The 15520-nt window shown below is 49.7% G+C and carries 9 protein-coding genes; 6 read left to right on the forward strand and 3 right to left on the reverse strand.

All coding sequences use genetic code 11. From position 1 onward, the window contains the following. Positions 1-398: 398 nt before the first annotated feature. Together NG833_RS16650 and rpe are read right to left on the reverse strand one after the other, a co-directional pair. Positions 399-5024, reverse strand: coding sequence for a PAS domain S-box protein (locus NG833_RS16650; protein WP_254566409.1), 4626 nt, complete (start codon positions 5022-5024; stop codon positions 399-401). A gap of 1191 nt (positions 5025-6215) precedes the next feature. Then, positions 6216-6932 (reverse strand): ribulose-phosphate 3-epimerase, encoded by a 717-nt coding sequence (gene rpe, locus NG833_RS16655; protein ID WP_254566416.1) that lies wholly within the window; start codon positions 6930-6932, stop codon positions 6216-6218. A gap of 51 nt (positions 6933-6983) precedes the next feature. On the opposite strand from rpe, the gene NG833_RS16660 reads away from it, so the two are divergent. From NG833_RS16660 to NG833_RS16675, 4 genes are read left to right on the forward strand one after another with little or no spacing between them, the layout of a single operon-like run. Next, a complete protein-coding gene (locus NG833_RS16660) occupies positions 6984-8672 on the forward strand; it encodes a S8 family serine peptidase (protein ID WP_254566410.1) in 1689 nt (562 codons plus the stop codon). Positions 8673-8708: 36 nt separating this feature from the next. Continuing rightward, complete coding sequence (locus tag NG833_RS16665; RefSeq protein ID WP_309143859.1) at positions 8709-9221, forward strand: hypothetical protein; 513 nt, start codon at positions 8709-8711, stop codon at positions 9219-9221. Beyond that, a complete protein-coding gene (locus NG833_RS16670) occupies positions 9202-9429 on the forward strand; it encodes a hypothetical protein (RefSeq protein ID WP_254566411.1) in 228 nt (75 codons plus the stop codon). Before NG833_RS16665 ends, NG833_RS16670 begins: the two co-directional genes overlap by 20 nt. A gap of 31 nt (positions 9430-9460) precedes the next feature. Then, complete coding sequence (locus NG833_RS16675; protein WP_309143860.1) at positions 9461-11122, forward strand: LCP family protein; 1662 nt, start codon at positions 9461-9463, stop codon at positions 11120-11122. A gap of 229 nt (positions 11123-11351) precedes the next feature. Here NG833_RS16675 and NG833_RS16680 read toward each other — a convergent pair whose 3' ends face one another. Beyond that, the gene (locus NG833_RS16680) at positions 11352-12137 is read right to left on the reverse strand and encodes a COP23 domain-containing protein (protein ID WP_254566413.1); all 786 of its coding nucleotides are present in this window, start codon (positions 12135-12137) and stop codon (positions 11352-11354) included. Between the two features lie 1412 nt (positions 12138-13549). Between NG833_RS16680 and NG833_RS16685 the strand changes: the two genes are divergently transcribed. Then, positions 13550-13954 (forward strand): hypothetical protein, encoded by a 405-nt coding sequence (locus NG833_RS16685; RefSeq protein WP_254566414.1) that lies wholly within the window; start codon positions 13550-13552, stop codon positions 13952-13954. A gap of 568 nt (positions 13955-14522) precedes the next feature. Next, positions 14523-15520 (forward strand): DUF4114 domain-containing protein (locus tag NG833_RS16690; protein WP_254566415.1); only part of this gene is annotated, 998 nt, incomplete at its 3' end.

Genomic DNA, 15520 nt, shown 5'->3' on the forward strand with positions numbered 1-15520 from the left:
TCCAACAAATAAATCATCCTTGCTTTGATGCGATCGCACCTAACAAGGCTCTTTTAGCCCGCGCAGGCGGGCTTTGTCCGTGTAGCCCCACCCTTCAGGGTGCGGGTTTTTTGAAGGTTTTATTTTTTGGAGTTCCCTAATACAAATCCCTCTGTCACAAACCAGGTGGGGGGCTTTGGCCGGATAGCCGCCTCGCCAACTTCAGTCCTAGATGAGAGTCGGTTTGACCGACAAAAACCCGATTCTCGGTAATTTGGACAGAGCATTCTGTTCCGATTGTCTCAGATTTAACAACTCTCAACCCAGGGCCAGAAACAGAAATCTGCTGTCATCCCCTTCAAGACTGTAGGAGGTTTTTCCCGATCGGGATCAAACCCCGGCCATCGGTGGGACCTGCTTTATTTGTGAACCGCCAAATTTTTGACTACCGTAATCAGGCGATCGGGTTGAATCGGTTTAGAGATATGCTGGTCAAAGCCAGCATTCAGAGCGCGAGTGCGATCGCTATCCCGAGCATAAGCCGTCAGGGCTAATGCCGGAAGGACCGGCTCAGAATCCGACTCCTGACTTCTCACTTGCCGGATCAAAGAATACCCATCTAATTCGGGCATTCCAATATCGCTCACCAAAACATCGGGTTTTTGCTCGGCGATCGCCGCTAATGCCTGGGTTGCCGACGACACCCCCACCACCATCGCCCCAGCCATTTCCAGGGTAGCAATCAAAAACTCCAGGGTATCCGCTTCATCCTCCACCACCAGCACTCGCAACCCCGCTAAGGGAAAGTCCTCATCAACGGGGTCAGAATCCTCCAGAATCAGCTCAGAAACATCCTGGACTGCTTCATTCCCCTGGATGGGTTGTAACAGGGGTAACGTCACCGTAAAAGTTGCGCCCTTGCCAGTTCCCTCACTGTAGGCGCGAATACTGCCTCCATGCATTTCCAACAAATGACGGACGATCGCCAATCCTAAACCCAACCCCCCGTAAGAGCGCGTCGTGGTACTATCCGCTTGGCGGAACCGCTCAAACACAAAGGGTAAAAAGTCCGGCGCTATCCCCATTCCCGTGTCTGCCACTTCCAGAATGGCAAAATTGCGCGATCGCCTCAACCGCACCTCAACCCGTCCCTCACTTGGAGTAAACTTAATCGCATTCGAGAGCAAATTCCACACCACTTGCTGAATCCGATTAATATCCCCCGAAACCACCCCCACGGATTTGGTCACCGTCTGGATCAGCTGGATCTGCTTTGCCTCAGCACTCGGACGCAAAGACTCAATTGCCGAAGCGATCGCCACAGTCAAATCTACCGGCTCCAAACTCAGGGCCACTTTCCCTCGCAGAATCCGGGAAACATCTAATAAATCCTCAATCAACTGGGTTTGAACCCTGGCATTGCGCTCAATGGTCTCCAATGCTCGCTCCGTAGTCGCCTCGTCAAACTTGCGAGTGCGGAGTAACTGCGCCCAACCCAACATCGCATTCAACGGCGTTCGCAACTCATGAGAGACGATCGCCAAAAATTCGTCCTTCATGCGGTTGGCTTCCTGGGACTCGCGATACAACCGAGCATTATCAATGGCAAACCCCGCACGCCGCGCCAATTCCTCCGCCAACATTAGGTCCTCGGGTTTGTAACGACGCCCGGATTTAGCAATATTAAAGCTAATCGCACCCAAAGTCCGCCCCCGAGCCAGCAACGGGACAATCGCACAGGACTGACAGCCAAGTTCCCGCATCAGTCTGAGATGTTCGGGGTCCCGAGCCGTAGCCACTCGCATTTCGTCGGTCAATTCCGGAATCAGGATCGACTTACCCGAGGAGACAACCTGGACAATTCCATCTTCATGATTTATGTCCAATGGATAATGCTGTTCCATCTGACGCAACAACGCCTCCTTTGCGCGATCGCTATGAGCCATTGCCAATCCCGAAATTTGTCCGGCATCCTCCACAATATAAATCACGCAGTAATCTGCGATCGTCGGCACCACCAAATTCGCCAAACTCTTGAGAGTAGTTGGGTAATCCAGGGAAGAAGCCAGAACCGAAGAGACTTCTGCCAGGAAATATTGCCGTTGTTCCGCTTGCTGCCGTTCGGTGATATCCCGTCCCACCCCGACAATTCCCGTGACTCGACCCTGGCGATCGCGCAAAGGAGAGAGGGAGGTTTGACAGTATTGAGTCCCGGCATCCGTCTGGAAACTCCATTCATAAATCACGCTCTCCCCAGCCAGGGCTTTTTGATTCGCAGTGTTATGAATCTTTGCCGCTTGCGGACCCAAGAGTTCTCCAGCGGTTTTGCCCAGAAAATGTTCCGGAGTGCTCCCAGTGCGCTCGAACCAGCGCCCAAAAATCGCCGTATGCCGACCTTGACGATCCAACGTGAATACGATGTCATCCATGGAGTGGACCAAGGTGCGGAAGCGGTCCTCACTGTCGCGCAGGGCTTCTTCAGCTTGCTTGCGATCGCTGATATCAGCCAAGATCGACAGGTAGCTGACATTCCCCTTGGCATCCCGCAAGGGGGCCGTCCAGATGGCTACATCAATTTGTGTTCCGGCTTTCGTCAGACGACGAGTTTCCACGCCCATTAAAGGATTTCCCGCGAGGGTAGAGGAGATATTTTCTTGCAACTCCTCTAGTTTTTCTGAGGGAATGCCGGGGAATTGACGCCCGATCGCTTCGGCTTCACTCCAGCCCAAAATCCGCTCTGCGCTGCGGTTCCACATTTTTACCTTACCCGTGGCATCCAAGACCATCACGGCCAAGGGGCAAGCTTGAATCAGGGCTTTAAGGGTTTGATTGGTTTCCCGTAAGGCTTCTTGAGTTTGTTTGAGGTCCGTGATATCGCGACTGATACATATCGCATGGTCCAGGGAGCCATCGAGAGCCTGTTCCGGAACCAACCGAGATTGATAGTATCGCGTTCCCTTCGGAGTGGGTAAATAGCCTTCCACAATCCCCTCTTGTGCCGTGGTGAGGACCTCGCTGACGCTTTGTTTCCATAAGGCATCGATTTCCTGGGGGAATCCTAACTCACCCAAGGCTTTGCCGATAAAGGCTTTCTGGGAAATGCCCGTCACCTGTTCGATCGCCTGATTCACATACTGATAGCGCCCTGCTGCATCCATCCGGGCGATGATATCCGGGGCATTTTCTGCTAGGGCCTTGAATTCCTGCTCACGCCGATAGAGTTCCTGTTCGATTTGCTTGCGTTCGGTGATGTCCATGCAGACCCCGATCAAGCGATCGCCATTTTTGGCTTTATCCGGGAGTCGTTTGCCAATACTCGCGACCCAGGCAACCGTGCGATCGCGTTTCACCACCCGAAATTCCACATTAAAATCTTGACCCCGTTCCATCGTGGCGATCGCGTGAGCATTGAATCGCGCCCGATCATCGGGATGAACGATTTTGATTAAACTATTGTAAGTTCCGCCAAAACTCCCGACTTCCAACCCCAATAAGCGATCGACAATCTCAGACTGGGCAATTTTGCCCGTGGCGATATCCCAATCCCACATTCCCATGTGGGCCGCTTCCAAGGCGAGGCGGAGTCGTTCTTCACTTTCACTTAAAGCCGCTTGAGCTTGTTTGCGTTCGCTGAGGTCCAGAACAAAGCTGATCCCCATATTGGTGTAATCTTGGAGGGGGACTTGGCCCACCAAAACCGGAACGCGACGACCATCTTTGCGAATTAATTCCGTTTCCGTGGGGGTCGCCACTCCTTGCACCAGACCAACGGTCATATCCTCATCGTCGCTGCGATCCAAGGGGTTGAGATTTTGCCAAATCACCCGACGCGATCGCAAATCTTCTGGCGTGTAACCCACAATATTTAAAAATGCATTATTCGCTTCGCTAATATTGCCATTGCGATCGCCAAACACCAATCCAATCAAATTCGACTCATAGATATGCCGAAATCGTTCTTCACTCACCTGGAGTGCTTCGTGAGCATACCGACTTTCCGTCACATCCATGCAGACCCCCAGGGCTCGTATGGGCTGCCCCTCCTTATCCGGCAAAACTTGCCCCTTACATAACACCCAACGGATCCCCAGATTGCCTCTAGGGACCCGAAATTCGATTTCATAATCGGTACGATTGGCGATCGCCTGTTGAACCGCCTCCTCGAAACTGGGGCGGTCCTCGGGATAAATCCCTTCCACAAAGGCTTCATAGCTTCCATCAAAGCTGCCCTGATCGCTGCCAAAAATCCGTGCCACCATCGCCGATCGCTTTACTTTGCCCGTTTTGAGGTTCCATTCCCAAGTCCCCATTTGAGCCGCATCTAAAGCTAATTTACTCCGCTGTTGGGACTCACGCAGGCCCTCTTCCGCCTTCCGTTGCTGGGTAATATCTTCGATAAAGGCAATAAAACCTTTCACCTCTTGGCGCGGACCCCAGTCAGGAACGTAGGTAGCGCGAATATAACGGGACCCTCCCTCGTGATAGGGAATGTTGGTTTCGTAGGTCACCGACTGTCCGGATAATGCCATTTTGACATAAGGCCGAATCACTTGATAGGCGGACTCTCCCAGAATCTCCTTGAGGTGCTTCCCTCCCAGGAAATCTCGCGAATGTCCAAACCACTCTTCGTAGCGTTGATTGTTAAAACAATAGAGTTCTAAGGCATCCACATAAGAAATGGCCACAGGTAATGAATCCGTCATCACCTGCAAAAACTGTTGTTTTTTTTGTAATTTCTGTACAGCTTGCTGTTTAGACTCCTTGAGGGAACTAATCAGCACCGTAATCAAACTCAATACCCCGATCCAGAGCAGATCCCCCCATCCCATGCTCCAGGTAAAGGGGGCGTTTTCAAAAAAATGGTCGAGCGTCGCTACCGAGAGTACCGTTGCAAATAACCCGGGTCCAATTCCGCCATAGCGTGCAGTGACTGCCACCGCTGCAACAAACAAAACCGTGGGAGTCAGTTCAATCAGTGGGAATAGCAGTTGAGTCAGTACCAGTGCGATCGCCACCGAGGCGGTAGCAGCACCATAATTCAGCATAAGGGAGCGCTTGAATTTCCAGAACATATTCCGCCCTCTGAGTTAGCTAGCCCGCGCTCTGTGCAGGAGCCTGTGCGTGCGCGTCCATATTTGCAGCAACGTCTTTTAGTGTAGCGTGACCAGGGATCTTGCCTCCCCATAGGAGCTGAAGGTATTCCTCTCCCTAGAGTGTTTTACCCCTCAGTGGTCCCGAGCAATAGAGTCGTGTTTTTCACACTTTATAGGAACTGACAGATTCCTATCATGGTGGTTCCTCTTCAATGGCGGAATTATTCCGCAATTTCTCTTATTTTCTCGGTCATGTATCCCGGGTTTTTCCATTGGTTTGGTCGTCTTAATTTCCGCCTTTTGAATTGATTCTAATTTTATCATTTTTTCAAGCAAATTTCCCTACCCCTCACCTCCCGATCCACTGCCGGAGGATCGCTAACAGGGTTCACTCCTCTAGGCCCTTTTGCATCAGGAGACTTCTTGTCCAATGGTCTGAAAACCCCTGAGAATACCGGATTGGGGGGATCGCTCATCGAATGAAAGCCCGCTCTCTATTTTTCGGGGTCAGCCAAGGGAATCACCCCTCAATTTTGGCGAAAGAGAGCCTCTTTTGAATTATCCAATTGATAGAGACTCACTCTAATACTTCAAAAGATAGATTTCGAGTCAGGTTGTACCGATCGCCGCAGGGATGAATCATCATGCAAGCCTGGGGAATCATCGACTCAGCCTCGCTCAATCCCTAGGCCGAACTCCGGTGAATCATGGGACGGATTGCCCCAGTTCAAACACCTTCCCGGATCTTCTAGATCCCCGCCCCTTTTAAAGAGAACCGGACTTACATCCGGGTTCAGAATGTCACGCGATCGTGCCTCGACCATTCATAAATTACCCGGGGAAATAGCCAGTGCCAATCCTAACATCAACTGCTTCATATCGAGAGGGACAAAGCATTCTCCTGTCCCTCCTGTCAAAATAGCAAAATTTTTTCGGGAAATCCCTATTAATGTAAGAGGTCAGTCATCAGAGGAGTCAAAGGACTCAGCCCTCACCAACTATCCCGGTGCATTTCTGTCAAAAAATTGCTCAAAAAATGAGTCAAAAAATGAGTCAAAAAATTGCTCAAAAATAAAGGAAGCGATTCGATTGTGTCGTTTCGCTTCCCGCCTCAGTCCGAATTAGAAGCAATCCCACGCGCTACTACACCGCTGCCAACGGTTGCGCTTCCAATGCCGGACGCTGGCTATGGCGAATCCCCTCGATCGCCTCCTTATAATCAGGAGCACCAAAAACAGCAGAACCGGCAACAATCGCATTCGCACCGGCTTCAATGACTTGCCAGGAATTGTTTCCTTTGAGTCCGCCATCGACTTCAATCCAGGGGTCTAAACCGCGCTCATCGCACATCTGGCGCAGCTTCCGGATTTTGGGGACCACACCGGGGATAAAACTTTGACCGCCGAAACCGGGGTTAACGCTCATGATCAACACCAAATCGCACAGATCCAGAACGTATTCGATCAACTCCAACGGCGTGGAAGGATTGAGGACCACACCAGCTTGTTTGCCGAGTTCTTTAATCTGACCGAGGGTCCGGTGGAGGTGAGGAGAGGCATTGTGTTCGGCATGAACCGAAATAATATCGGCCCCAGCTTTGGCAAAATCCTCGACATACCGTTCCGGTTCAACAATCATCAAATGCACATCCAAGGGTTTGGATGTCACAGGACGAAGGGCTTTGACCACGAGAGGGCCAATCGTAATATTAGGGACAAACCGGCCATCCATGACATCAACATGGATCCAATCTGCCCCGGCGCGATCGATGGCCTGTACTTCCTCTCCCAGACGACTAAAATCTGCTGATAGGATAGAGGGAGCAACGACAATAGGTTTGTTTGATTGCGTTTGGGTCATGGCTAACAAATATTTCATCCGTCCGTCAAGTCGTATTCAGTTTAACAAAATATGAAGAAACTCCCTAATAATTGGCTGGTGTGTGGAACCCGAACCGTGAAGCGCTTAAAACTTAGAACCGGGTTAAGCGGACTCGTCGGCGGCGTCAGTATGGCTTTTATGGGAATTCCAGCCGTCGCCCTTCCCACGAGCATTAGTGAAATCGGCATTGATGCTCGTCGGCTGCATGATGCACCCTATAACTTAACCGGGAGAAAAATTGCGATCGGTCAAGTAGACATTGGCCGCCCTCGAAAATTTGGCCTCGACAAACAAGCGGACCTGTATCGGGAAATCCCCGTCCAACAAGTTTTTATGCAGGATGCTCCGGCTAAAACCAGCCCCACAGATGATCCCCAGATGAAACCGGCTGAACAACACGCCGAGCACGTGGCTTCGGTGATGATTAGTTCCGATAAGACATTTACTGGGGTGGCCCCAAATGCCACCCTTTATGCGGCAGGGATTGGCTTGTTGCGGCGCAGTGGACAACCGGAAGAATGTTTAGCAGCTCAAAATCTGGCTGAACAAAATAGCGGAGATGTGAGGGCGATTAACTACAGTTTTGGGGAATCCCTGGCTCAGGACCCGCGTCCCAATGCGGTTTTAGATGGGAACGCCCTGCTGACTCAATGTTTGGATTGGTCAGCCCGGATCCATAATGTGCTTCATGTGGTGGCGGGAAATCAAGGGCGCGGGGGCATTCCTATTCCGACGGATAACTATAACGGGATGAATGTTGCTTTTACGACGCTTTATGAGGGCAAATTTGCCAAAGTAGACCTGGCGAATATTGGCAGTGCCTTTAGTGGCATTACCAGTCGCTTGATTGGGTTAGAAGGAAATCTGGATAACCGCCGCGCTATCAGCTTAGTGGCTCCGGGCAGTAATTTGGATTTATTGAGTTTAGATGGTCAAGTCACCCGGACCAGTGGCACCAGTTTTGCGGCCCCTCATGTGACGGCGACGGTGGCCCTGTTGCAAGAATATGGCGATCGCCAGCTTCATCAACAAACCAACAGTCCCCAATGGACCCTCGATGCTCGTCGTCACGAGGTGATGAAAGCGGTGTTAATGAACTCGGCGGAAAAAATCGAAGACCCCGGCAATGGTCAGCATTTGAAAATGAGTCGCACGGTTTTTGCCAACGAGAACCGCACCTGGTTAGATTCGGACGCTTATAGCAGTCAAGAAATTCCCCTGGATGGAGACCTGGGAACGGGTCATCTGAATGCTTACCGGGCCTACCAACAGTTTAGTGCGGGTCAGTGGGGTCCCGAGAATGCCGTCCCGGGAATCGGTTGGGATTATCGCGAGGTTGAGGCGAATAGTTATCAGGAATATGTCCTAGAAGAACCCTTAGAGGCGGGCCGTTTCCTGTCCATCTCTCTAACCTGGAATCGTTGGGTCGATCTCGTTGATGGGAATAATAATGGCAAATATGATATTGGAGAAGAGTTTCGCGATCGCGGGTTAAATAACCTGGACCTCTATCTGATGCCTGCGGATGAAACCGATGTTCGCAAGAGTGTCTGGTCCTCGGTGAGCAAGGTAGACAGTACGGAACATATTTATCACCCGATTCCTCAGACAGGCCGTTATAAAATCCGGGTGTACTTTCGCGATCGAGTCAATGAATCCACCCAACCTTATAGTTTGGCTTGGTGGACTACCCCAACTCCTGAAAACCGCTTAAACTGATGCCTATCACGCGCTTTGGCTAACACTCTGATGGCTATGACCCAGTTTCCGCCTAATTCCAATCCTGGCCCCAAGCGCCAGTCTTCTAAAATCCTAGACGAGAGCGATCGCCGCGTTCGCTCTCGTTTTGCTGCATCCGGTTGGACTGAGGAGGACTCGAACAGTCCCCCCCCGACCCTGACTCCGGAAGACCTAGAAAACAAAGACCTTGACCATTTAGGACTCTTTTTCTACTTCCTCCCCATCCTCGGCTTTTTCCCCGCCTTGTGGACTTTATATCGCCACCAAGGTAGCCGCCAACAAAAAGCGGCCTCTCGCCTAGCTGTGACCCTAGCCTTCGGTTGGCTACTGGGATATATTTTCTTGGAAACCGGCGCAAGAAGTTCGGAATTACTAACCATTCCCTTGTTATTAATGAGTAGTCTGTTAACCTCGGGCTATTTTGTGGTAAATATTTGGCTGATGGTTCGTCTATGGCAACGTCGGCCACTGCGATTACCGGGAGTATCACAGGTGGCTGAGGAGATTGTTGGCAAGCATTTATCCTAGACCTGTTGTCGGAGGATCGTTTCGGGCGATCGCCATGCCTCAAGCTAACTTGAGGTTTCTGAGCCGACAACGGCGAATGACTGCCTCGATAGTGACCCCCCAATCCCAGGGAACAGGAAATAGCCAATCAACCCATCAACGGTACGGGGTGTTAAACACCTGCACAGCCGTTTGTCTAATTGAGCGTGAGGATGCTCGTCCGATTTGATCGATATATTGTTGAGTGTGTGAGGAAGCCCGTGCCAAATCAGAACGTATCCAAGCAACGCCCGATGGCGGAACCAACCGCTAAACCCCAGAATAAAAAGCTCAATAAAGAAAATCGGGGACGTTGGCTTTGGCTTTGTTTTGGCTTAAGTGGTGTGGCAATGCTCTCGGCAACTGCAGGAGCCTTGCTCGCCGTATCTTTGTCGAGTACCCCCTTAATGCAAAGCCAACTCAGTGCTGAAGATGCAGCGATATTTTCTACAAGCGATCTGGCGCGGACCAATCTAAAATTACCCGAGCTCACTCGCTCGGTTAATATTTTAATCCTGGGTACTAGCGTTTTAACTTCTGACCTCAAAGAGGAGAATGTTCCTGAGTTAGGATACCATGCCCCGGTTAATTCCCTGGATGGTCTCTCCGATGTCATGCTATTAGTCCGCTTTGACCCCGAAGCCAATAAGTTGACGGTTCTTTCTATCCCGAGAGATACCCGCACCTTAGTGGAAGGCTATGGCGTCCGCAAAATTAATGATGCTAACTATTTTGGCGGTCCTGCTCTGAGCGCGAAGGCAGTGAATGAACTCCTCGGTGGTGTTCGCATTGACCGCTATATTCGCATCAATGTTCAAGGGGTCGAAAAATTAGTGGATGCCCTCGGTGGGGTCAAAATGTATGTTCCGGTGGATATGAAATACCAGGATGATAGCCAACGCTTGTACATCAACCTCAAGCAGGGAGAACAGTATCTCGCGGGGAAAGAGGCGCTACAATTTCTGCGGTTTCGCTACGATAAGTTAGGGGATATCGGTCGGATCCAGCGTCAGCAAATGATGATGCGATCGCTGATGGATCAAACCCTGAATATCAATACCATCACCCGATTACCGAAAATTCTCTCGGTGGTTCAGGAATTTATTGATACGAACTTAACGATTGAGGAAATTGCTGCTCTGGCGGGTTTTGCGGCCCAAACGGAAGCTTCTAATGTGCAAATGTTAATGGTGCCAGGCGATTTCAGCGCTCCCGAGGAATATGAAGCCAGTTACTGGTTACCCAACTATGAACGCCTGGATGCGATGATCGCCGAACATTTGGATTTCGACCTTCATGGCAGGCATTATAAGTCGGTGGATCCGGCTTATGTCCGGGTGGCGATTCAAGATAGCACCGATGACTGGGATGCAGTGGATCTGTTGCGAAATAGCCTCTCGGATAAAGGATATTGGAATGTTTTTGTTTCTAGTCCCTGGAACCAACCGTTAGCGGTGACGCGCATTGTTGCCCAAAATGGTGACATGGAAAGTGCCCAGGCGATTCGTGATGCTCTGGGCCTTGGGGAGGTGCGGGTGGAAAGTACCGGCAGTTTGCGATCGGATATCACGATTCAGATTGGCAGGGATTGGCTGGCGAAACAAAATCTCCGGAATGCCGACCCGTCGGTTCAGGATTCTTCACCACGGGATTCCTATTATTCCGAGGACTCGGTTGAACCCGCTGCTGGGGATAAGTACCTTGGCGAACCTCCGGTCACTGAGGAGTATAGGGACTGGACCCCCACCGAACCCTACGCTGAACCCTACGCTGAACCCTACGCCGAACCCTACGCCGAACCCTACGCCGAACCCTACGCCGAACCCTACGCCGACCCAACTATTCCACCAGAAGACCGCTATTGGCAATCCCCAGGTTACTAGGGCGTCGGTTCAGCATTAAATCCGGGGGACAAGAAACCGGGTTTCTAGAATGTTGGTAAAGTATCGGTTAGAAACCGGGTTTCTCTACATCCTTTCAATGGAGAAGAACCCCACCCTAACCCTCCCCTTGGCAAGGGGAGGGGACCGGACTTGGCAAGGGGAGGGGACCATCAGGTGCAGTTTACCGTAAAAACCCTACCGTTGTAAGCCCTTACCCCGTCCCCCAGCTTTAACGAAAATTCTCAGGATTGAGCTGATGGCTGGATCCGTTGCTGTTGCTTTCTCTAAGTTGCACCCCCGTCCCCCCATCCACTGGGTCTAGGAAAGGTCGTAAATCGATACTTCCAGGCCGGACTTGCGTTTGGGGGCCGCTGCCGGGAATGGGCATCCCGAAAACACCCTCTAGGGTCTGCAAGACGTTCCCCCCTTGGCCGTTATCCACGATGGCATTCACAGCTTCGGTTTGACGACCGCTATCGGCAACGGTCAAGTTTTCAAAGACGCGATCGCGAATCAGTTGGGGGTTCTCTCCCGGGGGGACCGTCAGGACAATCTGACAGGTCGGATTTTTCTCGGTGGTCACGCAGATGGTGTCATACCCATTTTCTGAGCCGATCGCCAGTTCTTGCATCCCGTCTTCCCGGTAAAACTCTAAGCGACGGGCAATTTCGCTACAGCGTCGGTCTTCGGTCCACCCCCCGCCCAAGGTACTGGGTTTCGCCCACTCATAAACCTGTCCCGGTTGACTTTGAGGAGAGTACATCACGGTGTACTCTCCATCCACGACTTGACAGGTAAACCGAGCATTGTTAGCTGTGGGGGTATCCTCTTGATTGGAATCCCCAGTTTCGGTGGGGGAATTGGGCGGAACTCTCACATTATTCCGGGGCGGCAACTCCTGGGCTAAGACTCCACCACTCGCACCCAGCAGCAGGGTTAATCCCAGGGATGCACTGACCCCTCGGATGGCTGCAATGGGACTCAATACTGGCGATTTATATTTGGGTTGAAACATAGCAAAGATCTCCTGTCATTTTATACGTCAATCATTAATCCTTCTTCTCTCAATTATGACATGGCAATTCTTGAAGTCACCTCATCCCACCTGGGCGATCGGTCTCGGTGTTAATCCGCAATCCCTGACGCGATTCCAGAGTTAATAGAGATGAAAGACAAGAGTGCAAATTCACAAAAGAAGGGTCCTGTTTTTCCTCACGACGTTTTCTCCGGCTAAAAAGATTCTGAATGGGGGATGGAAATTCTCAAGGGGGCGCTTTATTTTCCGGTGGTGAGATAAAATCAATCGGCGACCATGCCTAGGGCGTCGGTACAGTATTAAATAGGCGAGGACAAGAAACCCGGTTTCTTACCAAAAATGTAGATGATTAGCAACAGATTAGGACAGAAACCGGGTTTCTAACCTTTACTGTACCGACGCCCTAGGCGGTCAGGACAGCGTTTACAAACCCATTCTCTGGGCAAAATTGATGTTCTTTTGGCCTGAGAATGTAGGGTGAGAACCCAATTTTTTCCCCTAGGGCGATATACCCTGGAGCCAAATCATCTGAGATTTTGTTAAACCTGGGCTGAACACCATCCCCGAAATGTGCTATATTTTAAAATTAAATTAAATTAAATTAACTGGACAGTGAAAAGTTTTGTATAACCCCTCGTCGATCGCTCTATGGCCTCAAAAAAATGGACCGGCATAAAACCAGTCCATAAGTCATACATGGCTTGTATTCTAAGCTTAACCAGTGTTACTATTACGCACCCCAAAGAGCGAGTTGAGCAAATCATAAAAAGTTTACGGCCCGCATTCAGCCGTGAGGCGGCGTTTGAATGGTTAGTGATTATGGTCTGGGGCATCTTGTTGTGCAACCGGGCGCAGGCTATTACCAGTTATCTGAATGCAGTGGGCCAAGCGCGAATACTACCATGACCATGCTCTCCATTGGTTTCACGCTAAAAGTTGGAGTGCCAAAATATTATCATTCCGATGGCATCAATGGTTGAGTTCTCATAATAATGTCAAACGTTTGAAGGGGCAGCCTGTTTATGTTGGGGATGGCATTAAAGTACCGTTCGTAAGGAAGAAAAATGCCCTGGGTCACAAAATTACACCAAGAATCAGATAATGTTACTAAACCTGAATGGATTAGGGGGCATTATTTGGGGCTATAAGTCTTTTATTGCAATCCGGTGATTCTTTACTCGCTGTTCCGGTCACGTTTGAGATTCAAGATGAAGTTAAAGAACCTGATGATAATTCCCCGAGTTTAGTCGATAAAATGTCGAACTTATGTACGACCTATATAAAAGCTGGAGGTTACCTCATTAAAGACTGCTTACTTTGCGTCAAAAAAACTAATTAAGGAGGTCATATCTGATTCAATACACTTGATTACTCGGGTCAAGATTAATACGGTGGCAAGAGCACCTTTACAACCATCCCCCCTGAAAAAAAGTCCTGAACATTTAGTCCGATTTGTACGGGTGTTGTGGGCAGGAAGAAAGCAAAGTATCCTGTTGTCTACAGACCTAAATTTGTCCGGTACAGAAATTATGAAGGCTTATAGTTGGCAACTTAAAATAAAAGTAATTTTTCGGACTTTAATCGAGATTTTATCAAGGTTTAGCTATCGGTTCTGGATGAACAATATGGCTCGTTCTTCTCCATATCCTAAAAACATGAATATCAAGGACTACTCGGAGCAAGAGCCGTTCAAAATAATAGAGAAAATCGAAGCATTTGAACGATTTGTCAATGTAAGGGGATTGCAAAATATAAATCATTCAACCGTTCAACTGATGAAAGGAAGGTATGTGTAGGGGCGCAATGCTTGCGCCCCTACATTGACTTCGTTGAGCATTCACTACGAACGAACGTTTTGGAGATTTTATTTTTTGGAGTTCCCTAAATGCTTTAGTTCTAGGAATTTTACAAATCATAAGACTAGAAATGCCCTCTGGCATTTTGAAGAGTTTTTCCGGGTGGTTCAGAACCGTCTGCCGCAGTGGTCATCAAGCGTGAACAAAAAGTTCGACTGACTCGGCTCCAAGCGGGTCCCTCTATTTTAGCGGAAAGTCCGCCCACCTTACTTTTGACAAAATTCCTTCACGCCAAAGAGTCATTCATGCATAACAACATACACAGACGAACTGGACAGTTTAAGGCCCCTAATTAATTATCTCACAGAACTTTTCACTGTCCTGATTATTTCTCAAGCCAAAATATCGAGCCAGTTTCGTTCTGTGCTCTAAGTAATTTTTCAAAGAGGCGAAGCGGAAAACTAGCAAAATGGCTGAAAAATTTCCGAAAAATTACTGATGACAAAACTGAATCGGCTCTTATAAGTTAACTTTCAAGCCATCTACATCTACCTTCGGAGCTTTTGCCATGCCATTTGAAGTCGGGGAGCTAAATGAATGGTACGTTAATATAGATCGGGTCGGGCCGGGTTCGCGCCTCGACTTGTACGAGTTTTCCCGTCCGGGTGAGGGGAGTTTCACCATCTCGGTGCAACCGTTACAAGCACCAGTATCCGTAGAACTCCTGGATAATTTTGGGAACGTTTTATCTGCGGTTAATGCCAGTGAATTAGATGGTGGAAAACTCTTTTTCGAGCATTTAAACCAAGGGGATTATCGACTAAAAATCTCCTCAATTGGCGACGAAACTCCGTACCGAGTCAGTATTTCTCCCGATGGCGAAGGCGACCCAATTACTGATTGGGGAATCACCGAAGGTTTTTTTGTGGCAGATGCGACGGGAGAGGTGGGGGTAGACTATCTGTTGGATGGCGGTAGTTACCAAGGCGAGTTGGCAATTTTTAGCCTGAAAGGGATGGAAGACTTATCCCTTGGGTCGTCAGAATTTATTACTGAAGCCGCTTCAAGAGCTTTGAGCAATTCGACCCTCGGCCATGTGGTTATTTCCGATGCAAGTGAAGGGGCAAAATTTTCTAGTTGGAATAATTCTGGGGAATATTTGGGACCGGAAACATTTTCCATGTCGCCAGGGGATGTTTTTGCGGTGATGTTGGTTCCGAACGGCAAGGTGCAGGAGGTCTATGACAACCCGACGATTGGAGGAGATAAGCGACCGCTGTTTTCTTTGGCAACTGCGAACCCGTCGGATGCGTTTCATGTGGGTCAAATTAGCGATGTTACGGGAAGTGGTAGTGCGTTCGTGATGGAAGACTTGCGGGTGGATACCGGGAGCGATCGCGATTATAACGATATTATTTGGCAATTTTCTGGGGCAGTCGGTTTGGCAATGCCAGTAGAAGAATTAATCGCTCCTGAAAAAGATTGGCGATCGTCGGAGGTGGGACAAGAGCTACTTAATGCGATCGCTTCGGTTCCTCTAGTAGATAGCGAACCCCCAGAGGAACC

This window comes from Oscillatoria sp. HE19RPO, assembly GCF_024220515.1.
Taxonomy (GTDB): Bacteria; Cyanobacteriota; Cyanobacteriia; order Cyanobacteriales; family Laspinemataceae; genus Laspinema.